Origin of the sequence: Pseudomonas sp. NCIMB 10586 (assembly GCF_023127895.1) — a bacterium.
GTDB classification, from domain to species: domain Bacteria; phylum Pseudomonadota; class Gammaproteobacteria; order Pseudomonadales; family Pseudomonadaceae; genus Aquipseudomonas; species Aquipseudomonas synxantha_A.
The window spans coordinates 1-24,458 of record NZ_SPKQ01000027.1; the positions used below are offsets into that span (position 1 = coordinate 1).

The window sequence follows — 24,458 nt, forward strand, 5'->3', positions numbered from 1 at the left end:
GGAAAATTGCGACTGGCCGCCGGCATACGGCAAGTTGATCGGAGCATCCCTAACGGCCGCAGAGCGCGCCCGGAGTCGAAGTTCACATGGGTAATCGCCAAGCGTGACCAAACCAGTGAGCCTCAGCGTAGGATTCAACGCCCTCATCGCTTGCCTCAGGATTGGAGCGCTTAAAATCTAAAGCTCCGCCCGATCCAAAGGGTCTGGATCCAGCTCTTTCTCCCCCCCTGTATCAGCAGCCGAGTGGCAATGACTTGCGCGCCGGCGTATTGCCGGCGTTGGCCGGGGCCGCGCAACTACCCGCCATCGAAACGGCGTGAAGTGATCCGAACGGGATTACGGCAGTGATGCCGTAATCTCCTGGCGGCAAACCTCAAGCACTTCATCAGCCAAAGCGGAATCATCCGGGCACGCCCGCGATAACATGATTGCGCCAATGGCATGGGCCATCCTGTTGAGCATTTTCGCGCGCACGTCTTGCTGTGGCTCGTCCTGCGTCGTGTTGTACTTTGCCTCCAGGGCTTGCAGCGTGTTTTCCAGCCCGTTGGCGAAAGTCTCCTTAAGCGTGTCCGATTGACGCGCAGCGTCTGCACACAACGCCGCCAACGTGCACCCGCCGCCGCGATGATCGCGGTGCTGCCTGGACAGGTAAACCTCGAAAAACTCCCCCGCCTCCATCTCCACGCTGCTGGCGAGCGACTGCGCCAGGCCATTGGCGGCCGCTTCTGCCATCAAATCCGCCTTGGAGCCGAAGTGCTTGTAGAAGCCGCCCTGGGTAAAACCAGCGGCAGCCATCAATTCGGCCACACCCACCCCATCGAAACCACGTTCACGAAACAGCGCGGAAGCCGTCGCGACGATATGCGCTCGATTGTTCTGTGATTGCGTCTTGGTGATCTTCATTTCTATGCGCTCCTGCTGCCCTGCGATAGAGGGATCTTACTATGATGTCGATCATAATCAAAACCATTGACAGCTTTGATTATGATCGACATCATAAAACCTCCCTGCACTCACTGAGCATCACACCATGAGCACTTCCAAGACCGTTCTCATCACTGGCGCCTCGACCGGCATTGGTGCCGCCTACGCCGAACGTTTTGCCCAGCGTGGTCACGACCTGGTTCTGGTCGCCCGCGATACCAAGCGCCTGGAAGCGCTCGCTGCACGTCTGCGTGAAGAGCACGCCATCACGGTTGATATCCTCCCCGCTGACCTGACCCAGATCGCTGACCTGGCAGCGGTCGAAGCACGCCTGCGCGAAGATTCCAGCATCGGTACGCTGGTCAACAATGCCGGTGCCGCACAGTCCGGCAGCTTCATCGAACAGTCCACCGACAGCGTCGCTCAATTGGTCGCGCTCAACACCACCGCGCTGGTACGGCTTGCCAGCGCCATTGCCCCACGCCTGGCGGCAGCCGGCAATGGCGCTATCATCAACATTGGCTCGGTGGTGGGCCTGGCGCCGGAGTTCGGCATGACCGTATATGGCGCGACCAAAGCATTCGTACTGTTCCTGTCCCAGGGCATGAGCCTGGAGTTGGGCGCCAAAGGTGTCTATGTACAAGCCGTGCTACCGGCCGCTACGCGTACCGAGATCTGGGACCGGGCAGGCATTGACATCAACACCCTCACGGACGTGATGGAAGTAGGTGACCTGGTGGATGCGGCGCTGGTCGGTTTCGACCGTCGTGAGCCCGTGACCATCCCGCCCTTGCAGGACGGCGCACGCTGGGATGCCTTGCAGGCAGCCCGACAAGGCTTGCTGTCGCAGATCAAGCAGTCCGAGGTTGCCGAGCGGTACCTGACCCAAGCCTGATCAACCTGTTGCAGGCGCGCTCTATGCGCCTGCCCTTCCTCTCGAAGCGATGAGCGTTGAACCATGAAGGCATTTTCAATCGAACGTTACGGCAAACAGACCGGTCGCCTCACCGAAGCGCCAACACCAGTGGTGGGTGAGCATGACGTGCTGGTTCAAGTACATGCCAGCAGCGTCAACGTGCTGGATGCAAAAATCGCCAAGGGCGAATTCAAACTGATTCTGCCGTATGCATTGCCGTTGATACTGGGCAATGACCTGGCGGGCGTGGTGCTCAGCGTCGGGGCCGCGGTGCGACGCTTCAAGCCGGGTGACGAAGTGTATGGCCGCCCTCCACAGCAGCGTATCGGCACCTTCGCCGAGCTGATTGCGGTACGCGAGGACGCACTGGCACGCAAACCTGCAAACATCACGATGGAGCAAGCCGCCGCCCTGCCTCTGGTCGCATTGACGGCATGGCAAGTACTGGTTGAAACCGCGAGGCTGAAAAAAGGCCAGAAGGTGTTCATTCATGCCGGTTCCGGCGGAGTCGGCAGTATCGCCATCCAGCTTGCCAGGCATTTGGGCGCGTTTGTCGCAACGACGACCAGCACCGCCAATGTCGAGTGGGTCAAGGCACTGGGCGCCGATCTAGTGATCGACTACAAGCAGCAAAACTTCGAAACCCTGCTTAATGATTATGACGTCGTCTTGAACAGTCTCGGCCCGGACGCACTGGCAAAGTCACTCGACATTCTCAAACCGGGCGGTCAACTCATCTCCATCTCCGGGCCACCGACGCAGGCGTTTGCTCGCGAGCAGCAGCTGTCGTGGCTATTGGGCCTGGTCATGGGCATGTTGAGCAGCGGTATTCGCCGCAAAGCGCGCAAACAAGGCGTGCGTTATGACTTCCTCTTCATGCGCGCCAGCGGCACCCAGTTGGATGAACTGACCGCGCTGGTGGAAGCCGGCATCATCAAGCCGGTGATCGACCGCACCTTCCCTTTCGAGTCCACAGCCCAAGCCCTGAGCTATGTCGAACAAGGCCGCGCCAAAGGCAAAGTGGTGATCACGATGACAGCGCCGCCCGCGCCTGGCGTGCGCCGAGCCGACTGATCCACACCGCGCCCAGAATCACCAGGCCGCCCAGGGCCAGACGGCCCAGCGGCTCATGCTGATTCCAGATCAGCAGGTTCAACAGCAGCCCCACCGGTACATGCAGGTTGTTCATCACCGCCAGGGTGCCACCATTGACCAGACAGGCGCCCTTGTTCCACCAGTACATACCCAGCGCGGTGCTGACCAAACCAAGGAACACCAGCACGCCCCATTGCAGCGGCGCTTGCGGCAAGAAGTCAGCCTTGCCGAACAGCAGGAACGCCGGCAACACCACCAGCAAGGCGCCCAGGTAGAAATAACCGAAACGCCGGAAGTGCGGTTGGTCACTGGGATAACGCGCCACCAGATGCTTGTACATGACTTGCCCGGCGGCGTAGGTGAAGTTGGCCAATTGCAGCAGCAAGAATCCCATCAGGAAGTGCGGGGTGATCTGATCGAAACGAATCACCGCCGCACCGCCCACCGCCACCAGGGCCGCGACCAGTGCCCAGGGATTGAAGCGGCGATTAAGCGCGTCCTCGATCAGGGTCACATGCAGCGGTGTGAGGATGGTGAACAGCAGCACTTCCGGCACCGTCAGCACGCGAAAGCTCAGGTACAGGCATACGTAGGTCACGCCGAACTGCAATGCACCGATCACCAACATGCCGCGCATGAACGCGGGCTCCACCGAGCGCCAGCGCGTCAGCGGGATAAAGATCAGCCCGGCCAGCACCACACGCACCAGCACTGCGAAGTAGCTGTCGACGTGACCGGCGAGGTATTCGCCGATCAAGCTGAAGGAAAATGCCTGAATCAGGGTGACAACCAGTAAATAGCCCATGCGCGCCTCGTTTCGAATGGGCGCGACATTAAAGCTTTTCCAGCGTTGAAGAAACTCAAGGCAAAAAAAACCCGACCTCGCTAAAGCGGCAGTCGGGCAGGAGCACTCAGGAGCAACAAGTGCAAAGGGAGGTTCGATACGCGTACTTGAAGGGTTGGCGTGGCGTTATATAAACAACCCGCGATTATCTGGCGATTAACGGATCACGCCACCTGTGCGAGCAGGGCTTTGGCATGGTTGATGCCTTTTTCCTGAAAGTCGCTGCTCAGGTTCACCCCTTCGGCGTGAATGAAGGTCACGTCGTGAATGCCGATAAAGGCCATCACCTGGCGCAGGTAGGGTTCCTGGTGGTCCGAGGTGGCCCCGGTGTGAATGCCGCCACGGGCGGTCAGCACAATGGCACGTTTGCCGGTCAGCAAGCCTTGCGGCCCGGTGGCGGTGTACTTGAACGTTACGCCGGCGCGCAGTACGTGATCCAGCCAGGCTTTGAGGGTGCTGGGGATGGCGAAGTTGTACATCGGTGCAGCCATTACCAACACATCGGCGGCGAGCAATTCGTCGGTCAATGCGTTGGAACGCTCCAGGGATACCTGTTCGCTGTCGTTACGCTGATCTTCAGGTTTCATCCAGCCGCCAAGCAGGTTGGCGTCCAGGTGTGGAACCGGGTTGAGTGCCACGTCGCGCACGGTGATCTGATCGGCTGGGTGGGCAGCCCGCCATTGGCTGATGAACTGTTGGGTGAGCTGGCGAGAGATAGAATCCTGCTGGCGCGCACTGCTTTCGATGATCAGAACGTTGGACATGGCTATGTAGGCTCCATCGGTGAATGTTGTAAGTCGATGGAGAAAAGATTAACCAGGGCTCATTCGATAAAAAAGCGCAAAAAACTGCTATAACCCATCTATAAATTTGTTTATAAGCGGAGTACTCCTGTGGACAGGCTCCGCTATCGCTTTATTTGGGGCTGCAGTTCAAGGCAATGCGCATCTTGATGATGGCGCGGTTGAACTTGACCGTGGTGTTGGTGCTTTTGCCTGCTGGCACGCTCACGGTGCGACGGCGCGGCGATTCTGGGCCGTTGGTGAAGATTACCGAACACACAGCATCCTGGGTGCCGTAGTTGTTCAGCTGAATCGAGCTGATGTCTGCGTCCACGTCGGAGGCGGTGTAATCAATGCTGACGCCATCGATCTTTTTCGTCACGTCGATAGGGTAGGCAAATACGCTCATCGGCAGCAGCGCCAGCAACACACAACACAATTTTCTCATTCGGCAGTCTCCAATAAGGACCGCCAGCTTAGGACAAGAGGAGCTCATCTTGAAAGCGCCCCGCGTTACCCTCGATCAATGGCGCACGTTGCAGGCCGTGGTTGACCATGGCGGCTTCGCCCAGGCGGCTGAAGCGCTGCACCGTTCGCAATCCTCGGTGAGCTACACCGTGGCTCGTATGCAGGATCAACTCGGCGTGCCGCTGCTGCGCATCGACGGGCGCAAGGCGGTGCTGACCGAGGCCGGTGAAGTGCTGCTGCGTCGCTCCCGGCAGTTGGTGAAGAACGCCAGTCAACTTGAGGACCTTGCCCATCATATGGAACAGGGATGGGAGGCCGAAGTGCGCCTGGTAGTGGATGCGGCCTATCCCAATGCGCGCCTGGTGCGCGCCCTGACTGCGTTTATGCCGCAAAGTCGCGGCTGCCGCGTGCGCTTGCGTGAAGAGGTGTTGTCCGGCGTCGAAGAACTGCTGATCGAAGGCGTAGCCGACCTGGCAATTTGCGGTTTCAGTATCCCCGGTTACCTGGGCACCGAAATGAGCGATGTGGAATTTATCGCCGTGGCCCACCCCGAACATGCGTTGCACCGCATGAATCGCGAGCTGAGTTTCCAGGACCTGGAAAGCCAGATGCAGGTGGTCATCCGCGACTCCGGCCGCCAGCAACCGCGCGACGTGGGTTGGCTGGGCGCCGAACAGCGCTGGACCGTCGGCAGCCTGGCTACCGCCGCCGCCTTCGTGGGCAGCGGCCTGGGCTTTGCCTGGCTGCCACGGCACATGATCGAGCGCGAACTGGCCGAAGGCGTACTCAAGCAACTGCCCCTGGAACAAGGCGGCAGCCGTCACCCGACGTTCTATCTCTACTCCAACAAAGACAAACCCCTGGGGCCGGCGACGCAGATTCTCGTGGAGCTGCTACGCACGTTTGACACTGCTCCCCTGGACGCGCCTTTCGCCGCTCCCCGACAAGCCTGAAACGGAGTTCATCCATGGCCTGGTTCGACCACGAAGGCTGCAGCCTGCACTACGAGGAATACGGCCACGGCACGCCGCTGATCCTGATCCACGGCCTGGGCTCCAGTAGCCAGGATTGGGAGCTGCAAGTGCCGGTACTGGCTCGGCACTATCGCCTGATCGTGGTCGACGTGCGTGGGCATGGCCGCTCCGATAAGCCCCGCGAGCGCTACAGCATCCAGGGCTTCACGTTCGACCTGCTCGCCCTGATCGAGCACCTGGACCTGCCGCCAGCCCACGTTGTGGGTTTATCCATGGGCGGCATGATCGCCTTCCAACTGGCGGTGGACGACCCCGCGCGAGTCAGAAGCCTGTGCATCGTCAACAGCGCGCCCGAAGTCAAGGTGCGCAGCGCAGGTGACTATTGGCAGTGGGCCAAACGCTGGACCCTGGCCCGCGTACTCAACCTGCGCACCATCGGCAACGCCCTGGGCGAACGACTGTTTCCCAAACCTGCCCAGGCAGACCTGCGCCGCAAGATGGCCGAACGCTGGGCAAGCAACGACAAACGTGCTTATCTCGCCAGCTTCGACGCGATTGTGGGCTGGGGCGTGCAGGAACAACTTTCGCGAATTACCTGTCCAACCCTGGTCATCAGCGCCGACCACGACTACACCCCCGTGGCGCAGAAAGAAATCTATGTAAAACTGCTGCCCGATGCGCGACTGGTGGTGATCGAAGATTCCCGCCATGCCACGCCCTTGGATCAACCCGAAGTCTTTAACGCAACCTTGCTCGATTTTCTAAAGACAGTCGAAACCACTACCCAGGATCACTGACCCATGCTGAAAAAAATCGCCTTCTTTGCCGGTTCTGTTCTGTTCGCTGCCAACCTGATGGCGGCCGAACCGGCCAAGGCGCCCCACGTATTGATCTCCACCACCAATGGCGACATTGAAATCGAACTGGACCCGGTCAAGGCGCCGATCAGCACCAAGAACTTCCTCGCCTATGTCGACAAGGGTTTCTACACCAACACGATTTTCCACCGCGTGATCCCGGGCTTCATGGTCCAGGGCGGCGGGTTCACCCAGCAGATGTCGCAAAAACCGACTGAAGCACCGATCAAGAACGAAGCCAGCAATGGCCTGCATAACGTGCGCGGCACGCTGTCGATGGCCCGCACCAATGACCCGAACTCGGCCACCAGCCAGTTCTTCATCAACGTAGCCGACAATGCCTTCCTCGACCCGGGCCGCGATGCCGGTTACGCCGTGTTCGCCAAAGTGGTCAAGGGCATGGATGTGGTCGACATCATCGTCAACTCCCAGACCACCACCAAACAAGGCATGCAGAACGTGCCAATCGATCCTGTGTTGATCAAGTCGGCCAAGCGCATCGACTGAGGTCTGCAGGTAGCTTCGCGTGGTGCCCACACGGCACCGCGCGCATTTGAAAGGAGAGCCCGCCCGGCGGGCGTCAAACCCAATGCTCTATCGTCGCTTTGAACAACTGATCGATATTTTCCGCGACGCTCCCAGCGCGGCCCCTCCCGAAAAAGTCCTGCCCTTCTATCTCTATTACCTGCGCCAGGTCTGGCCCTGCTTCGCCGCACTGTTGGTGGTGGGGCTGGTCGGTGCGCTTATCGAAGTGGCGCTGTTCAGCTATCTGAGCCGCATCATCGACCTGGCCCAGGGCACACCACCGGCGAATTTCTTCCAGATCCACAGCGCCGAGCTGATCTGGATGGCCGTGGTCGCCCTGCTGCTGCGCCCGGTTTTCAACGGCCTGCATGACTTGCTGGTGCACCAGACCATCAACCCAGGCATGACCAGCCTGATTCGCTGGCAGAACCACAGCTACGTGCTCAAGCAGAGCCTGAACTTTTTCCAGAACGATTTCGCCGGGCGCATCGCCCAGCGGATCATGCAAACCGGCAACTCCTTGCGTGATTCGGCAGTGGCGACGGCAGAAGCCATCTGGCACGTGTCGATCTATGCCATCAGTGCCCTGGTGCTGTTTGCCGAGGCCGACTGGCGGCTGATGATCCCGCTGATCACCTGGATCATCTGCTACAGCCTGGCCCTGCGTTACTTCGTACCGCGCGTGAAGGAGCGCTCGGTGATTTCCTCGGAGGCGCGCTCCAAATTGATGGGCCGAATTGTCGACGGCTATACCAATATCACCACCTTGAAACTGTTCGCCCATACGCAGAATGAACAGGAATACGCCAAGCAAGCGATCATCGAGCAGACCGAAAAAACCCAACTGGCCGCCCGTGTGCTCACCAGCATGGACACCGTGATCTGTATCTTGAACGGCCTGCTGATTGTGACCACCACCGGCCTGGCCCTGTGGTTGTGGACGCAGTCGCTGATTTCCGTCGGTGCGATTGCCTTGGCCACTGGCTTGGTTATCCGCATCGTCAACATGTCCGGTTGGATCATGTGGGTGGTCAATGGCATCTTCGAAAATATCGGCATCGTGCAGGACGGCCTGAAAACCATCGCCCAGCCACTGGCCGTGACCGACCGTGAAAACGCCCCGCGCCTGAAAGTCCCCAATGCCCAAGTGCACTTTGAGCAGGTGGATTTCCACTACGGCAAGAAGAGCGGGATCATTGGCGGCCTCAACCTCAACATCAAGGCCGGGGAAAAGATCGGTTTGATCGGCCCGTCCGGCGCGGGCAAGTCGACCCTGGTCAACCTGCTGCTGCGCCTCTACGACCTGCAAGGCGGCCGCATCCTGATCGACGGCCAGAACATCGCCGAAGTGGCCCAGGAAAGCCTGCGTGCACAGATCGGCATGATCACCCAGGACACATCGCTTCTGCACCGTTCGATCCGTGACAACCTGCTGTATGGCAAGCCCGACGCAACTGAGGAAGAACTCTGGGCTGCGGTGCACAAGGCTCGCGCCGATGAGTTCATCCCGCTGTTGTCGGATTCCGAGGGCCGCACCGGGCTGGACGCCCATGTTGGTGAGCGCGGGGTGAAACTCTCTGGCGGTCAACGTCAACGTATCGCCATCGCCCGCGTGCTGCTCAAGGACGCACCGATCCTGATCATGGACGAAGCCACCTCGGCATTGGACTCGGAAGTGGAAGCGGCAATCCAGGAGAGCCTGGAAACTCTGATGCAGGGCAAGACCGTGATTGCGATCGCCCACCGGTTGTCGACCATCGCACGAATGGACCGCTTGGTAGTGCTGGAGAAAGGCCAGATTGCCGAAAGCGGCAGCCATGCCGAGTTGCTGGCGCAGGGCGGGCTTTATTCGCGGTTATGGCAGCACCAGACCGGTGGATTCGTCGGAATAGACTGATTTCATTGGATAGGTGCCCGGGCAATTCCGAACAATTCTGACAGTTTTCTCTATCGAACTGGTCTTGCGACACAATCCTGCTGTACTGCAATCAGGCCCCAGGAGGGCCCTGATTTAGGCGGCAGGGAAGCTTCACAAACCGTTAATCAGATAGAGCAATCTAAGGAAGTGTTCATGTCACTGTTCAAACGTTCCGTAACGGAAGGGCTGGGTACGTTTTGGCTGGTGTTGGGCGGTTGCGGGAGTGCGGTGCTGGCCGCAGCGTTCCCCAATGTCGGAATCGGCCTGCTCGGCGTGGCCCTGGCCTTCGGGCTCACAGTGCTGACCATGGCGTTTGCCATCGGGCACATCAGCGGCTGTCACCTCAACCCGGCCGTTTCGGTGGGGCTGGTAGTGGGCGGAAGATTTCCGGCCAGAGAGTTGCCGGCCTACATCGTGTCTCAGGTGATCGGTGCCACCATCGCCGCTGCGCTGCTGTACTTTATTGCCAGCGGCAAACCCGGCTTTGAACTGGCGAGTGGCCTGGCCTCCAACGGCTATGGAGAACACTCACCCGGTGGTTACTCGATGGCAGCAGGATTGGTCTGTGAGCTGGTGATGACGGCGATGTTCGTGCTGATCATCCTGGGCGCTACCGACCGCCGTGCCCCCGCGGGCTTTGCCCCCATCGCCATTGGCCTGGGGCTGACGCTGATCCACCTGATCTCGATCCCGGTCACCAACACCTCGGTCAACCCGGCCCGCAGCACGGGGCCCGCGTTGATTGTCGGCGGCTGGGCGCTCGAACAGTTGTGGCTGTTCTGGCTTGCGCCGATCCTGGGCGCGGTGATCGGTGGCATTACGTACCGATGGTTGGGCGCAGAAAAGCCTGCCTGACCAAACCCCTCTAGGAGCGAGCTTGCTCGCGAAAAACGTCAACGATGACGCAGGCTTCCAGATGCAGCCCGCTTCGCCTAAGCGTTCTTCGCGAGCAAGCTCGTTCCTACAAGGTGTTTCACTTGCTGTCAGGTTGCCGATAAGGCAAAGCCGCCCTCGCCTCTTCGGCATACGCCAGAATCCCCACCCGTTCACGTTCAAGAAAGTCGTGCACGGCACTCTTGAGCCCCGGATGGCGCAGGTAGTGCCAGGACCGCGTGATCACCGGCTCAAACCCGCGAATCAATTTGTGCTCGCCCTGGGCCCCCGCATCGAAGCGTTGCAGGCCGTGGGCGATGGCGTAGTCCATGCCCTGGTAGAAACAGGTTTCGAAATGCAGCCGGTCGAACTCCCCCAGGCAGCCCCAGTAGCGGCCGTAGAAGCTGTCGCCACCGATCAAGCTGAACGCCATGGCCACCGGACGCGGGCCTTGCTTGGCCAGCACCACGCGGATCGCCTCGGGCATACGTTCGGCCAACAGGCTGAAAAACGCCCGCGTCAGATAGGGCGCTTGGCGGCGCACCGCATAGGTGTTGGCATAGCAGGCATAAACAAAATCCCATTGGGCCTCGCTCAATTGATGACCTTGCAGCCACTCGAACTCGATGCCCTGCCCGGCCACTTGTTCACGCTCTTTGCGCATCTGCTTGCGCTTGCGTGAACTCAAGGCATCAAGGAAGTCCTGGAAGTCGCGATAGCCACGGTTCTGCCAATGAAACTGGCAGCCCAGGCGTTGCATCCAGTCGGGCTGCCGGGCCAAGGCGTCGTCGGCCAAAGCGTCGGTGAAATTGATATGGGCGCTGGAGAGCCCTTCGATTTCCAGGTAACCCGGCAAACTTTTGAGCAACTCAAAGCCGTCTTCGGCACTGGCGGCCAATAAACGCGGCCCGCTGACCGGACTGAACGGCACGGCTGTCAGCAGCTTCGGGTAGTAATCAATGCCGGCACGCTCGCAGGCGTCGGCCCAGCCATGGTCGAACACGTACTCGCCATAAGAGTGCCACTTGCGGTAACTGGGTAATGCCGCCACCAAACGCGGGCCTTCCCAGTGCAGCAGATGTTCCGCCTGCCAGCCTGTTTGCGGGCCCAGGCTGGCGCTGTCTTCCAGCGCGCTCAAAAACCCATGCCGCACAAAAGGCTGGGCCTGCGGCACCAGGGCATCCCAAGTGTGAGCAGCGATTGCGGACAGGCTGTCCAGGCGTTGCAGTGGCATCGACATCCTCATTGTTTCGCGGCATGAAAGCCTGGGCAGTATCGCTTATCGCAGCCTGGCGTACATCTGCAAAACGCGCCGACAGACCGCGCAAGCGTTAGTTCCTTCCCGTTACAAGCTGTCATCTACATGAAATCACTTAGCCACTACTCCGTCATAAACGGCCGCGATACTGACGCCAGTTTTTAGAGCGTCCGGATCTACCGGGCGACATTTTTTCCGTCCGTCATGGGTCGGTTGTGTCCTGGATGGTTTGCCATCCCTCCTCACTTTCGGAGATTGATATGCGTCTTGCTTCCACTAAAACTGCGGCGCTCCTGTGTGGCGGCCTGTTGCTGGCCCTGAGCGTACCGGCCAGCGCTGCAGTCGACGCTAAATTGCTCGACATGCTCAAGGCCAACGGCCAGATCACCGCGTCGCAGTACACAGAACTGCAAGCGGAACTGGCCAAGGACCAGAAAGAACAGCAGATCGCACGCCAAGCTCAGCAAGAGACCAACGAGCAGATCGCAGCCACTGCGAAAAAAACCAACGAGCTGAGCAGCTTCGACCAAAAGCTGGCCTGGGCCGCCAAGACTCAATTCAAGGGTGATGTACGCTTCCGCCAGGAAACCATCAAGATTGATGGCGAACCCAACAACGGTGGGCGTGACAAAGACCGTCAACGTATCCGCGCCCGCCTGGGTGCCTACACCGAAATCAACCCGCAGGTGGACACCGGTATCCGTATCGCCACCGGCGGTGGTGACGATGCGCGTTCTACCAACCAGGATCAGGACGGCTACTTCGATAAAAAATCGATCTGGCTGGACCTCGGTTACATCGACTACCACCCGGACCAGATCAAGAACCTGCACGTGATCGGCGGCAAGATGCTTCAGCCTTGGGTAAACATGGGCGACGTGATCTGGGATAGCGATATCAACCCTGAAGGCCTGGCCGTCACCTACAAATACCCACTGGGCAGCAGCGCCGAACTGTTCGGCAGCCTGGGTAACTACAACCTCAAGGACAACGTCGACGGCGACGGCGTGCAGTTCCGCCACGACCTGCGCCTGACGTCCGGCCAGTTGGGTACGCGTTTCTCGGTCACCGACAACCTGAAAATGACCCTGGGCGGCAGCGTCTACGCCTACAAAAATGACGAGGACAGCCGCTGCACAACCACTACCACACCTTGCGCGTTGGCGGTCAACGGCAACTCGGCCAACAACGAGTTCCGCCTGTACGAAGGTTTTGCCCAGGCAGACATCGGCGGCCTGGCAGTGCCACTGTCGTTCTACGGCCAATACGTGAAAAACAACGATGCCGTGACCGACCAGGACACCGCGTGGTTGCTGGGTGCCAAGTCCAAGGTGTTCGGTTTCAACCTGGACTACAACTACCGCGATGTTCAGCGTAATGCCGTCGTAGGCGCGTTCACCGATTCGGACTTCGCCAACGGTACCACCGGTTCGCGCGGCCACAAGATGAAGGTCAGCTACGACATCGACAAGAACTTCGCCCTGGGCGCCACCTACTTCCTGACCAAGGCGGACTACGCCAGCCGTACCCAGCGGGATGCCAACACCAACACCCTGCAGCTGGATGCTGAAGCCAAGTTCTAACCGTTACTGTAGGAGCGAGCTTGGTGAGCTCGCTCCTACATATCCTTACGGCGCTCGGCTGCCATCTGTTCAGCCAGCGCATCAGCACCGTCCACCGGCTCCTGCGGCATACGCTTGAGCGTCGCCTGCAACAGGCGCATCTGCCGGATAAATCGTCGGCAGTTCGGGCAGAACATCAAGTGATGACGCACCATCAGACGTTCACGGAAGGTCAATTGACCATCCAGATAGTCACTGGAGCGCGCTACTTGCTCTTTACAGGTCAACATTCGCCCGTCTCCTCAAAATGCTCCACCGTAGCAAAGACTTTAAGCCGTGCTCGATGCAGGAGCACACGAACGTTGGAGAGCGAAAGGCTCAGAAGATTACAGATTTCCTCCAGTTCCAGACCCTGGCGTTCACGCAACACCAGCACGCTGCTTTGCAGTTCGGACAAACTCAGAATCGTATGCTCCAGGCATTTGCGCAGTTCATCTTCGGTCAGCAGCGCTTCAGGGGTGTCCTGGTGCCAGGCATACGGGGCGACGGCCCAATGGCCATCATCCGGGCTGAAGCGATCATCACCAATGGTGCCGTGGGGCGAAGGCAAATCGTCGAGCAGCACTTCCCGACGATTCTGCTTGTAACGTCCCTTGGCGGCGTTGGCGGTAATGGTCAATAACCATGTCTTGAGGCTCGATCGCCCTTCGAATCTGGCCAGGTTGCGTACGACCGAAACCCAGGCGTCTTGCACGATTTCGTCGGCGTGGCGCTGACCGACGATGGCGTAGGCCACCGCCCGCATTGCGCTCTGGTAAGTGGTGACCAATTCCTTGTAGGCCCGCTGCTCACCCTTGAGCAGGCGTTCAAGCAGGTGCGCGTCGTCCGCTGCTGCCATTCAAACCTCTATTTAAAAGTGCACACCCGGTCCTGTGGGAGCTGGCTTGCCTGCGATGCAGATACCTCGGTGTATCAGTCACACCACAGTGATGCCATCGCACGCAAGCCAGCCCCCACACAATCAGCGTTTGCGCAGGATCACACTGCCAATCGAATACCCGGCGCCAAAGGAGCTGAGTACGGCAACCGAGCCCTTGGGCAAGTCATCCTGGTAAGTGTGAAACGCAATCACCGAGCCGGCCGAGCTGGTATTGGCGTAAGTATCGAGGATCACTGGCGCTTCTTCCACCGACGCGTCGCGCCCCAGCAGCTTTTTCACGATCAGGTGGTTCATGCTCAGGTTGGCCTGGTGCAGCCAGAAGCGCTTCACATCGGTCACACTCAACTGATTTTCCGCCAGGTGCGCGCCGATCAATTCGGCCACCATCGGGCAGACATCGCGAAACACCTTGCGGCCTTCCTGCACGAACAGCTTGTCGGGGGCACCGACACCTTCTTCCGCCGTGCGATTGAGGAAGCCGAAATTGTTGCGGATGTTGTTGGAGAACTTGGTCAGCAGCTTTGTACTCACCACATCGAACTGGTGCTCGGACGTCGCCAGGTCAGCGCGTTCCAGGATCACCGCAGTGGCGGCGTCACCGAAGATGAAGTGGCTGTCGCGATCGCGGAAGTTCAGGTGGCCGGTGCAGACTTCCGGGTTGACCATCAGGATCGCCCGGGCCTGGCCCAACTGGATGCTGTTGGCCGCGTTCTGGATGCCGAAGGTGGCCGAAGAACACGCCACGTTCATGTCAAAACCGAAGCCCTGGATACCCAAGGCTTCCTGGACTTCAATGGCAATCGCCGGGTAGGCACGTTGCAGGTTGGAACAGGCAACGATCACGCCATCAATGTCGGCGGCGGTCTTGCCGGCGCGTTGCAGGGCTTGTTCGGCGGCACCGACCGCCATCTGGCAGAGCACCGACCATTCGTCGTTGCTACGCTCGGGCAGGCGTGGCGCCATGCGCTGCGGATCGAGGATGCCGTCCTTGTCCATCACAAAACGGCTCTTGATGCCGGATGCCTTTTCGATGAATGCCGCGCTCGACTCCGTCAGCGCCTGCACCTCGCCACGCTCGATGGCGGCGGCGTTGTCTGCGTTGAACTGTTGCACATAGGCATTGAAAGACTGCACCAGCTCTTCGTTGGAGATGCTGTTGGCCGGGGTGTACAGGCCAGTGCCGCTGATGACGACGTTATGCACGGTCGTTCCTCTAAATCTGTCAGGCAGAAGATATTGGTACCGTCGTACCAAACTTAAAGTCGTTTGATTCCGTCCAGCAGGCATCAAACTGGCGACGCTTTATTCAATCTTGTAACCGCGAAGTTTGCCACAACCCTGGAGATTTGGCGCTATAGGCCAGACAAACACCTTGAATGTGGGAGGGGCGGTGCGACGATTCGACTTGCTCCCTCCCACATTTGGCCCTGCCCGGATCGGGAAACCGGGAAAGGTTCAGGGCTCTACCTGGCTCCACTGCTTGCTCAAGCGTTTATCGGAAATCGGTACCTTGGTGCCCAACTGCTGGGCAAACAACGACACCCGGTATTCTTCCAGCCACCAGCGGTACAGCTCCAACTGTGGGTCACGCTTGCCTTCCTGGGCGTGTTTGTTCAAGCGGTTCTGGTATTGAGCCCACAGGCCGCCCAATTCGCTGCTCCACACGCGGTCCTTTTGCACCTGGCTCGGCAGTTTTTCCAGGCGCAGTTCAATAGCCTTGAGATAGCGCGGCAGCTCCTTGAACCATTGCGCCGGGGTTTCGCGCACAAAACCTGGGTACACCAGGTTGCTCAGTTGCTGCTTGATATCATTCAAGGCCACCGCCTGGGCCAGGTCGATCTTGCCTTTGAAGCGCTTTTGCAGGCCGTGCCAGAGTTTCAGCACCTCCAGGGTCAGGCGTGCCAGGCGCTCGGCGTGTTCGGTCCAACCGCCACGCTTGCGCTCGGCCAGGGCAGCCAGGCCCGCGCCATCACGCGGCAGGCTGTCTTCGCCCTCAAGTACACAGGTGTCGAGGCTGGCCAGCAGAATGTCTTCCACCAACGCGTCGATACGCCCCAGTTCGCGGTACATCAAGCCCAGCTCGGTCAGGCCCGGCAATTTGCCGCGCAGGAATTTCGCCGGTTCCGCCAGTTGTTGCATCAGCAGGCGCTGCAACGCGCGGCGATGCTGGAACTCGGCTTCGGCGGCGGTGGAGAAACGCCCTTCCTTGACCGTGCCGTTCTCTTCCACCAGCGCCGGGTACACCGTCATCGACAGGCCGGCGATGTTTTGCTGGGTCTTTTCAGCCACCGCCGCGAACACCTTGGCTTCTACCGGCTGTTGGCTTTTCGCGGTTTGCGGTACGGCCAACGCGGCCTGGCTGGCCTCTGCAAAACGTGCGGTCAGTTCGGCCAGGTCGCGGCCTTCGCCAAGGAACTTGCCTTGGCCGTCGACCACTTCCAGGTTCATCTTCAGGTGGCTTTCTACCTGCTGCGCCGCTTCGGCCCAGGCCTCATCGCTGACCCGCGCACCGGTCATGCGCAGTAACTCGCGCCCCAGCGCCTGGGGCAGCGAGCCCTGGCCGAATTCGATACGTTGCAGCGCCGCCTTGACGAAGTCCGGCACCGGCACGAAGTTCTTGCGCAATGCCTTGGGCAGGTTGCGTACCAACGCGATGCATTTGGCTTCGATCACGCCCGGCACCAGCCACTCCAGGCGCTCGGCCGGCAACGCCGGCAGCAACGGCGCAGGTACACGCAGGGTGACGCCATCGCGAGGGTGGTTGGGTTCGAAGTGGTAGCTCAAGGCCAACGCCAGGTCACCCAGGTGCAAGGTGTCCGGATAATGCGCAGCGGTAACCTCACTGGCCTCGCGGGCCAGCACATCTTCTTCGCGCATGATCAGCAGTTGCGGGTCTTTCTGGCTGTTGACCTTGTACCAGCTGTCGAACGTGGCGGTCTGGTGAATCTCCGCTGGCAGGCGCGCATCGTAGAACGCGTAGAGGGTTTCTTCGTCGGCGAGGATGTCGCGGCGGCGTGCCTTTGCCTCCAGTTCGTCGAGCTGCTCCAGCAATAGCTGGTTGGCCGCCAGGCACTTGGCACGGGATTGAATCTCGCCGCGCACCAGGCCCTCACGAATAAACAACTCGCGAGACACCACCGGGTCAATCGGCCCGTAATGCACCGGCCGACGCCCGACCACAATCAGCCCGAAGAGGGTGATCTGCTCAAACGCCACCACCTGGCCGCGCTTCTTCTCCCAATGGGGTTCGAAGTGGTTTTTCTTGATCAGGTGCCCGGCCAGCGGCTCGATCCAGTCGGCATCGATCTTCGCCACCATGCGCGCATAGAGCTTGGTGGTTTCCACCAGTTCGGCGGTCATCAGCCATTGCGGGCGCTTCTTGCCGATACCGGACGAGGGGTGGATCCAGAAACGCCGCTGCCGCGCACCGAGGTAATCGCCGTCTTCGGTCTTCTGGCCGATCTGGCTGAGCAGGCCGGACAGCACCGCCTTGTGCAGTTTGGGGAAGTCCGCAGGCTCTTTATTGATGTTCAGCTGCATGTCGCGGCAGATCAGGCTCAACTGGCGATGGGAGTCGCGCCACTCGCGCAGGCGCAGGTAGTTGAGGAAGTTCTTGCGACACCAGTTGCGCAGCGGGCTGGCGGTCAGTTCCTGGCGCTGCTCTTCAAAGCCACGCCACAGGTTGACCAGCCCGGCGAAGTCCGAATCCGGATCTTTCCACTGAGCGTGGGCCTGGTCGGCGGCCTGTTGACGCTCCGGTGGGCGCTCGCGCGGGTCCTGGATAGACATGGCGCTCGCGACGATCAGCACTTCCTGCAAGCTGCCCAGCTTGGCCGCTTCGAGCAACATGCGGCCCATGCGCGGGTCCACCGGCAAGCGTGCAAGCTGGCGGCCCAACGGCGTGAGTTGGCTGTTACGGTCCACCGCCGAGAGTTCCTGCAGCAGGTTGAAACCGTCGCTGATCGCCTTGCCATCTGGCGGTTCGATAAACGGGAAATCGGTGATTTCGCCCAGGCGCAGGTGCAGCATCTGCAGGATCACGGCGGCGAGGTTGGTACGCAGGATTTCCGGGTCGGTGAATTCCGGGCGCCCGATAAAATCTTCTTCGCTGTACAGGCGCACGCAAATGCCCGGCTCAACCCGGCCGCAACGGCCTTTACGCTGGTTGGCGCTGGCCTGGGAGATCGCCTCGATCGGCAGGCGCTGCACCTTGGCGCGGTAGCTGTAGCGGCTGATGCGCGCCGTGCCGCTGTCGATCACATAGCGAATGCCCGGCACCGTCAGCGAGGTTTCCGCAACGTTGGTCGCCAGTACCACGCGCCGGCCTGGGTGGGATTGGAAAATGCGCTGTTGCTCGGCCGGTGACAGCCGTGCGTACAACGGCAAAATCTCGGTGTGCTTGAGCTGGGCCTTGCGCAGCATGTCGGCGGCATCACGAATCTCGCGCTCTCCGGGCAGAAACACCAGCACATCGCCGGGGCTGCGTCGCTCGCTGCGCTCATAGGCGGCGATTTCATCGAGGGTGGCGAGGATCGCCTGGTCGACGGTCAAGTCATCCTCGACGCGGTTGCCCTCTTCGTCCTGTTCCAGGGTCAGTGGGCGATACCAGGTGTCCACCGGGAAAGTACGGCCCGAGACCTCGACAATCGGCGCATCGTCGAAGTGCTTGGAAAAGCGCTCCAGGTCGATGGTCGCCGAGGTGATGATGACTTTCAGGTCAGGGCGACGCGGCAGCAGGGTCTTGAGGTAGCCGAGCAGGAAGTCGATGTTCAGGCTGCGTTCATGGGCCTCGTCGACGATGATCGTGTCGTAGCGTTCCAGATAACGGTCGTTCTGGGTTTCGGCCAGCAGGATGCCGTCGGTCATCAGTTTGATCAGGGTGTTGGAATCACTCTGGTCTTCGAAGCGCACCTGATAGCCGACCAAGGCGCCCAATGGCGTGGCCAGCTCTTCAGCGACACGGCTGGCGACGCTGCGCGCTGCGATCCGGCGCGGCTGGGTGTGGCCGATCAGGCCGTACTGGCCGCGGCCGATTTCCAGGCAGATTTTCGGCAACTGGGTGGTCTTGCCCGAGCCGGTCTCGCCGGCAATGATCAACACCTGGTGTTTGAGCAGCGCGTCCTTGATCTCATCGCGCTTGGCGGCAATCGGCAGGCTGTCGTCGTAGCGAATTACCGGCAGGCTGGCGCGCCGCGCCGTGACCTGGGCACAGGATGCCTGCATCCGCGCCACCCACTGCGCCAGCTTGTCCTCATCGGGTTTCTTGCGCAGCTCAAGCAACTGCCGGCGCAAGCGGTGGCGGTCGGCGAGCATGGCGTGATCGAGGGTTTTGAGCAGTTGGTCGATGGTGGGTGCTTGGTCAGTCATCAGCTACTTCGACGGTCATCTATGTTATGCGCGGCCGGCAAGTGTGGCAGAAAATCGACTTATCTGGCAGGTCAAACATGTGGGAGCAAGCCCCCTCCCACAAGAGAAAGCGTTATAGCGGGTCTTTTCGGCGATAGGGGAATACGTCGATAACCTTGCCGGCGCGAATCGCGTCCTGCAGGCCCTTCCAGTAATCGGCGTTGTACAGCTCGCCATGCAGCTCGTCGAACAACTTGCGCTGGCCGGCGTCGGCAAACAGGAACGGCGGGAACTCTTCGGGGAATACGTCCAGCGGGCCGATGGAGTACCAGGGCTCTGAGGCCATTTCGTCCTCGGGGGTGCGCGGTGCGGGAATATGGCGGAAGTTGGCTTCGGTCAGAAAGCAGATTTCATCGTAGTCGTAGAACACCACGCGGCCATGACGGGTGACGCCGAAGTTTTTCAGCAGCATGTCGCCGGGGAAGATATTCGCCGCCGCCAGTTGCTTGATTGCCAGGCCGTAGTCTTCCAGGGCTTCGCGCACCTGGGCGGGGTTGGCGTTGTCGAGGTAGAGGTTGAGCGGGGTCATGCGCCGCTCGGTCCAGCAGTGGCGGATCAGCACGCTGTCGCCTTCCACTTCGACCGTGCCGGCCGCGACTTCCAGCAACTCGGCCAGGCACTCGGGCTCGAACTTGCTCAAGGGGAAGCGGAAGTCGGCGAACTCCTGGGTATCAGCCATACGCCCTACCCGGTCGACGCTTTTAACCAAGCGATACTTTTCGATCACCGTGGCACGGTTGACGTTTTTCGACGGCGAAAAGCGGTCCTTGATGATCTTGAACACGGTGTTGAAGCCCGGCAGCGTGAACACGCTCATGACCATGCCGCGCACGCCGGGGGCCATGATGAACTGATCGTCGGTGGTGGCCAGGTGGTTGATGAGTGCGCGGTAGAATTCGGACTTGCCGTGCTTGTAGAAACCAATGGAGGTGTACAGCTCGGCAATGTGCTTGCCCGGCAGGATGCGCTTGAGAAAACCGATGAATTCGGCAGGCACCGGCACGTCGACCATGAAATAGGAACGGGTGAACGAGAAGATGATCGACACGTCGGCTTCGTCGGTGATCAACGCATCGATCTGGATGCCGCGCCCTTCGCGGTGCAGCAACGGGATGACCAACGGCCACTGTTCGTCGCGGGTATAAATGCGCCCTACGAGATAGGCGCCTTTGTTGCGGTAGAGCACGGAGGAAAACAGCTCGACCTTGAGGTCCGGGTCCTTGCATACCCAATCCGGCAGGTTTTCCCGCAGTTGGGCTTCGAGGCGACGCAGGTCGGCAGGAAGGTCGGCGTAAGGCTCGCTGAAGCTGTAGTCAGAGAAAATCTGCGCCAGCATGTCTGATATTTTACCGGCCGGCGTGTAGACCCGGGTTTGCGCCGCCCGCGCCCGGCGCAGGCTCGGCCGGGTGGTGTGGATGAACATGCAGCCGTCGCTGATCAGGTCATGGCTGAACAGGCCGCAGAAGATCGAGTTGTACCAGGTCTCGGACAACTCATCGTCAAAGCGCAGGTCGATCAGGCCGATATACGCGCTTTTCACCAAGGGCCACAGCTCGATGTCCTGCAACGCACTCGCTTCGAAACCGGCGCGCAGGCGGGCAGTGACCTCGGCAACTTTCTCTTCATACAGGTTGATGCGTGCCGCAGACGCCGCCTGCCCTTGCTGCCACTGGGCCTTCTCGAAACGCTCGCGGGCCCCATCGGTGATCTGGCGAAAGTGCTCACGGTAATCGTCGAAACCGTCGAGGATCATCCGGGCGATAGCAAGGGCGGGCTGCGACATGCGGGAAACCTCGAACGGGTAGCGGGAAGCTCAGAGCTTAGCCAGTGAACGCTGGCAGGAGAAGGAGGATTTTTAAGGGGCCGTCGTAGTTAGCGATTGTGTCGGCCTGAGCACTGGGCAACACTCCCCGCCTGATTGGCGTAGGAGTTTTCCGTGAGACCTGTTGACACCCTCTACTTGCTGGGACTGGCTGCCATCTGGGGCGCGAGTTTCCTGTTCATGCGCATCATTGCGCCGGAAATCGGCACAGTGCCGACTGCGTTTTTCCGCGTGTCGATTGCCGCCGCCGGGTTGCTGGTGATCCTGGCGATGCTGCGCGTGAGCTGGGATTTCCAGGGCAAGTTCAAGACCGTTTTGCTGTTGGGGGTGATCAACTCCGGAATTCCGGCGACCATGTATTCAGTGGCAGCGCAGGTACTGCCGGCGGGTTATTCGGCGATTTTCAACGCCACCACGCCGCTGATGGGCGTGCTGATTGGCGGGTTGTTTTTCAGCGAGCGCCTGACACCGTCGAAAATAGCGGGCGTTGCCTTGGGGCTGTTTGGCGTCGCCGTGCTCACACGTGCGGGGCCAGTGGCCTTTGATTTGCAATTGTTGATGGGCGCGTTGGCGTGCCTGCTGGCGACCACCTGCTACGGTTTTGCCGGTTTCCTGGCACGACGCTGGCTGGATCAGCGCGGCGGGCTAGACAGTCGCCTTTCGGCCTTGGGCAGTATGCTCGGCGCTACCTTGTTTCTATTGCCGCTCTTTGCCTACAGCGCCATCAGCCATCCACCGGCAAGTTGGGGCGGCTGGCAGGTGTGGGCGTCGCTGCTGGGCTTGGGGCTGGTGTGTACGGCGTTCGCCTACATTTTGTACTTCCGCCTGCTGTCATCCATTGGCCCGGTCAAGTCGATGACCGTGACCTTTATGATTCCGCCGTTCGGCGTGCTGTGGGGGGCGTTGCTGTTGGATGAGCCGCTGTCCATGGCTCACCTGTATGGCGGGGTGCTGATTGCCGGGGCGTTGTGGTTGGTGCTGCGCCCGCAAAAACTATAGGAGCGCGCCCTTGCTCCTGGGGGTGCTTCGCCCCCCAACGCAAGCAAGCTTGCTCCTACAGGGATAGGTTTTAGTTTTTACGGAATACAAACACCAAGCCGACGATGATCAACGCCATTCCCAGCACGCTCAACAGCGCAAGGCGATTGCCGAAGATCAGGTAGTCCATTACCGCCGTCACCGCTGGCACCAGATAGAACAAACTGGTGACATTCACCAGGTTGCCGCGGGCGATCAGCCGATACAGCAACAGCGTCGCCAGCACTGACACCACCAATCCCATCCACAGCACCGGCAGGTAAAAGCCCCAACTGTGCTCGAAATGGAAGGGCTGGAACGGCACGAACACCGCACACAACAGCATCCCGGCCAGGTATTGCAACGGCAACGTGCCCAAGGGGTTGTCGGTGATGCGCTTTTGCATGATCGAGCCAAACGTCATGCTCGCCAGCGCCAGCAGCCCGAACAGCATCCCGGCCAGGGACATGCCCGCCAGCCCGATGCCCTGGTACACCACCATGATCAACCCGGCCAGGCCCAACCCCAGGCCGAACAGCCGGCGTAACGAGCGCTGACGCTCCATCAGCACCACGGTGAGGATCGGCTGGACGCCCATGATGGTCGCCATCACCCCTGGGGTGACTTTGAGGTCCAGGGCCAGCAGATAGAAAATCTGGTAGGCCCCCAACAACACCAGGCCCGTCGCCGCCGCATACAGCATGGGCTTGCCGGGACGTGGCAGCTTCAACTTGAGGATCGGCACCAGCACCACCAACCCCACTAGGGCGATGGCAAAGCGGATCAGCAGAAAGGCAAAGGGCGAAGCATGGGCCAGGCCCAACTTGGAGAAGATCGCCCCGCTGCTCCACAGCAAGACAAACAAGCTCGTCGAGGCCGCCGCGGCCACGGATTGTTTCGAAAGAACAGACATGAGTTACCACCTGTTATCAGGCAAAAAAGCCGATTCAGTAAGGACTGAATTTCAGTAGGTTTTTTTCAGGCAGGCACAGGGGAACAGCAAACAGCTGATCAGCCCGAAATGCCAACGCCCGGCGGTGATACGACTGCGTACACCGGCGTGCTACTGACAGGTGGGGGGTAGTGACTGATCTGCGCAGGCTGCTTTGCGCCGCACGGCACGACCACAGCGTTGACCGCTGAATCGACTACCGCTATGCGCTGGGAAGCTGGCATGTGCTGATCTTTTTGAAGGGAGAAAGACGCGACGACTATAACCAGCCGCAAACATACTTTGCAATCCTTTCCCCCTTACCTTGTACGTAGAGGCGTTTTCATGCCCCCGAACCAGACCTCTCGCTATAATGCCGCCCGGTTTTTGTTAAGGATTTCACATGATTGCTCTGCCCTGGCTGTACCTCACACTACTTTGCATTGGCTATGTCACGGCCTTGATCTACGGCCAACTGGGCATACTGGCGGCGGTGTCAGTGGCGCTGTTGCTGGTGGCCGGCTACGCCGTACGCCAGCAACGCACTCCTTGGGCACGCTACCTGGGCCACGGCTTGTTTATCGTCCTGGCCCTGGGGCTAGCGATGCACTGGCTGCCGGGTTTCTACAATGGCCGAGGTATTGCACCCCAGCGTTTTACCCCGGACTCAGTGCCCTTCTCGATGTACCTGAACCAGGACAAACCCCTGATCGGCTTCTGGCTGTTGCTGGCGTGCCCATGGATTGTGGCGCGACGCTCATTGCGCCTGTCGATCTGCGTCACCGCTTTGGCACTGACCCTGACCGCCATCGCAGCCCTGGGTGGCGCGGCCCTGATGGGGATGATCAGTTGGGCCCCCAAATGGCCGGACCAGGCATGGCTGTGGGTACTCAATAACCTGCTGCTGGTGACGCTGGTGGAAGAAGCGCTGTTTCGTGGCTATGTTCAGGGCGGCCTGAGCCAGCGCTTCAAACACCTGCCCTACGGCGAGAACCTCGCGCTGCTGCTGGCCTCGCTGTTATTCGGCCTGGCGCATTTTGGTGCGGGTTGGCAATGGGTAATGCTGGCGAGTATTGCCGGGGTCGGTTACGGCCTGGCGTATCGCTTTGGCGGGCTCGGCGCAGCGATTGCCACGCACTTTGGCTTGAATCTGCTGCACTTCGGGCTGTTCACCTACCCGATGCTGGCCGGCTGAGCCTTTCTTGCTGTAGGAGCGAGTTGTTGTGGCGAGGGAGCTTGCTCCCTCACCACAGCCAGCCCACTGCTCCCAGGATTGTTGCAAAAAATAAGTTAAATAAATGCCCGCCATGGCCGATACCCCCTGAAAGCCTTGCGGATTGAACAAT

21 protein-coding genes are annotated in these 24,458 nt (G+C 60.1%); 10 read left to right on the top strand and 11 right to left on the bottom strand.

Annotated features, from left to right (window positions below):
* Positions 1–336: 336 nt before the first annotated feature.
* Positions 337–903 carry a TetR/AcrR family transcriptional regulator gene (locus tag E4P01_RS11755; protein WP_078822015.1) on the bottom strand — a complete coding sequence of 189 codons (567 nt, stop codon included), beginning with the start codon at positions 901–903 and terminating at the stop codon, positions 337–339.
* Positions 904–1,030: 127 nt separating this feature from the next.
* On the opposite strand from E4P01_RS11755, the gene E4P01_RS11760 reads away from it, so the two are divergent.
* Entirely contained in the window at positions 1,031–1,819 is a 789-nt protein-coding gene (locus E4P01_RS11760) for an SDR family oxidoreductase (RefSeq protein WP_103733654.1), read from the top strand.
* Positions 1,820–1,882: 63 nt separating this feature from the next.
* Positions 1,883–2,914, top strand: a complete 1,032-nt coding sequence (locus E4P01_RS11765) for an NADP-dependent oxidoreductase (protein ID WP_216091931.1) — start codon at positions 1,883–1,885, stop codon at positions 2,912–2,914.
* On the opposite strand, the gene E4P01_RS11770 is transcribed toward E4P01_RS11765, so the two are convergent.
* From E4P01_RS11770 to E4P01_RS11780, 3 genes are all read right to left on the bottom strand, one after another.
* The gene (locus E4P01_RS11770; RefSeq protein ID WP_005790229.1) at positions 2,868–3,740 is read right to left on the bottom strand and encodes a carboxylate/amino acid/amine transporter; all 873 of its coding nucleotides are present in this window, start codon (positions 3,738–3,740) and stop codon (positions 2,868–2,870) included. The genes E4P01_RS11765 and E4P01_RS11770 overlap by 47 nt on opposite strands.
* A gap of 203 nt (positions 3,741–3,943) precedes the next feature.
* The gene (locus E4P01_RS11775) at positions 3,944–4,543 is read right to left on the bottom strand and encodes an FMN-dependent NADH-azoreductase (protein ID WP_103733652.1); all 600 of its coding nucleotides are present in this window, start codon (positions 4,541–4,543) and stop codon (positions 3,944–3,946) included.
* Positions 4,544–4,694: 151 nt separating this feature from the next.
* Complete coding sequence (locus E4P01_RS11780; protein WP_032803666.1) at positions 4,695–5,009, bottom strand: hypothetical protein; 315 nt, start codon at positions 5,007–5,009, stop codon at positions 4,695–4,697.
* A 49-nt stretch (positions 5,010–5,058) separates the two neighbouring features.
* On the opposite strand from E4P01_RS11780, the gene E4P01_RS11785 reads away from it, so the two are divergent.
* The 5 genes from E4P01_RS11785 to aqpZ all read left to right on the top strand — a co-directional run bounded on the left by E4P01_RS11785 (position 5,059) and on the right by aqpZ (position 10,158).
* The gene (locus E4P01_RS11785; protein ID WP_005790234.1) at positions 5,059–5,982 is read left to right on the top strand and encodes a LysR family transcriptional regulator; all 924 of its coding nucleotides are present in this window, start codon (positions 5,059–5,061) and stop codon (positions 5,980–5,982) included.
* Positions 5,983–5,996: 14 nt separating this feature from the next.
* On the top strand, positions 5,997–6,800 hold the full coding sequence (locus tag E4P01_RS11790) for an alpha/beta hydrolase (RefSeq protein ID WP_103733651.1): 804 nt from the start codon (positions 5,997–5,999) through the stop codon (positions 6,798–6,800).
* A gap of 3 nt (positions 6,801–6,803) precedes the next feature.
* Complete coding sequence (locus tag E4P01_RS11795; protein WP_032879982.1) at positions 6,804–7,367, top strand: peptidylprolyl isomerase; 564 nt, start codon at positions 6,804–6,806, stop codon at positions 7,365–7,367.
* An 82-nt stretch (positions 7,368–7,449) separates the two neighbouring features.
* Positions 7,450–9,282, top strand: a complete 1,833-nt coding sequence (locus E4P01_RS11800) for an ABC transporter ATP-binding protein (protein WP_032879980.1) — start codon at positions 7,450–7,452, stop codon at positions 9,280–9,282.
* A 174-nt stretch (positions 9,283–9,456) separates the two neighbouring features.
* Positions 9,457–10,158: an aquaporin Z gene (gene aqpZ, locus E4P01_RS11805; protein ID WP_005790241.1), complete on the top strand. Its 702-nt coding sequence runs from the start codon at positions 9,457–9,459 to the stop codon at positions 10,156–10,158.
* A 118-nt stretch (positions 10,159–10,276) separates the two neighbouring features.
* Here aqpZ and E4P01_RS11810 read toward each other — a convergent pair whose 3' ends face one another.
* Positions 10,277–11,410, bottom strand: a complete 1,134-nt coding sequence (locus E4P01_RS11810; protein ID WP_216091932.1) for a GNAT family N-acetyltransferase — start codon at positions 11,408–11,410, stop codon at positions 10,277–10,279.
* Positions 11,411–11,694: 284 nt separating this feature from the next.
* Between E4P01_RS11810 and E4P01_RS11815 the strand changes: the two genes are divergently transcribed.
* On the top strand, positions 11,695–13,017 hold the full coding sequence (locus tag E4P01_RS11815; RefSeq protein ID WP_005790244.1) for a putative porin: 1,323 nt from the start codon (positions 11,695–11,697) through the stop codon (positions 13,015–13,017).
* A gap of 35 nt (positions 13,018–13,052) precedes the next feature.
* Here E4P01_RS11815 and E4P01_RS11820 read toward each other — a convergent pair whose 3' ends face one another.
* From E4P01_RS11820 to aceK, 5 genes are all read right to left on the bottom strand, one after another.
* On the bottom strand, positions 13,053–13,286 hold the full coding sequence (locus tag E4P01_RS11820) for a zf-HC2 domain-containing protein (protein ID WP_032879977.1): 234 nt from the start codon (positions 13,284–13,286) through the stop codon (positions 13,053–13,055).
* Positions 13,280–13,894 (bottom strand): RNA polymerase sigma factor, encoded by a 615-nt coding sequence (locus E4P01_RS11825; RefSeq protein ID WP_005790248.1) that lies wholly within the window; start codon positions 13,892–13,894, stop codon positions 13,280–13,282. Before E4P01_RS11825 ends, E4P01_RS11820 begins: the two co-directional genes overlap by 7 nt.
* A gap of 123 nt (positions 13,895–14,017) precedes the next feature.
* Positions 14,018–15,139, bottom strand: a complete 1,122-nt coding sequence (locus E4P01_RS11830; protein WP_005790250.1) for a beta-ketoacyl-ACP synthase III — start codon at positions 15,137–15,139, stop codon at positions 14,018–14,020.
* A 252-nt stretch (positions 15,140–15,391) separates the two neighbouring features.
* A complete protein-coding gene (gene hrpA, locus E4P01_RS11835) occupies positions 15,392–19,303 on the bottom strand; it encodes an ATP-dependent RNA helicase HrpA (RefSeq protein ID WP_216091933.1) in 3,912 nt (1,303 codons plus the stop codon).
* A 112-nt stretch (positions 19,304–19,415) separates the two neighbouring features.
* Positions 19,416–21,125, bottom strand: a complete 1,710-nt coding sequence (aceK, locus tag E4P01_RS11840) for a bifunctional isocitrate dehydrogenase kinase/phosphatase (RefSeq protein WP_078822025.1) — start codon at positions 21,123–21,125, stop codon at positions 19,416–19,418.
* A gap of 153 nt (positions 21,126–21,278) precedes the next feature.
* Between aceK and E4P01_RS11845 the strand changes: the two genes are divergently transcribed.
* Positions 21,279–22,163, top strand: coding sequence for a DMT family transporter (locus E4P01_RS11845; protein ID WP_032879973.1), 885 nt, complete (start codon positions 21,279–21,281; stop codon positions 22,161–22,163).
* A gap of 70 nt (positions 22,164–22,233) precedes the next feature.
* Here the strand turns inward: E4P01_RS11845 and E4P01_RS11850 are convergent, their stop codons facing one another.
* Positions 22,234–23,094, bottom strand: coding sequence for a DMT family transporter (locus E4P01_RS11850; RefSeq protein ID WP_216091934.1), 861 nt, complete (start codon positions 23,092–23,094; stop codon positions 22,234–22,236).
* Positions 23,095–23,515: 421 nt separating this feature from the next.
* Here E4P01_RS11850 and E4P01_RS11855 point away from each other — a divergent pair, with 421 nt between their 5' ends.
* Positions 23,516–24,307: a CPBP family intramembrane glutamic endopeptidase gene (locus tag E4P01_RS11855; protein WP_078822027.1), complete on the top strand. Its 792-nt coding sequence runs from the start codon at positions 23,516–23,518 to the stop codon at positions 24,305–24,307.
* Positions 24,308–24,458 lie beyond the last annotated feature (151 nt).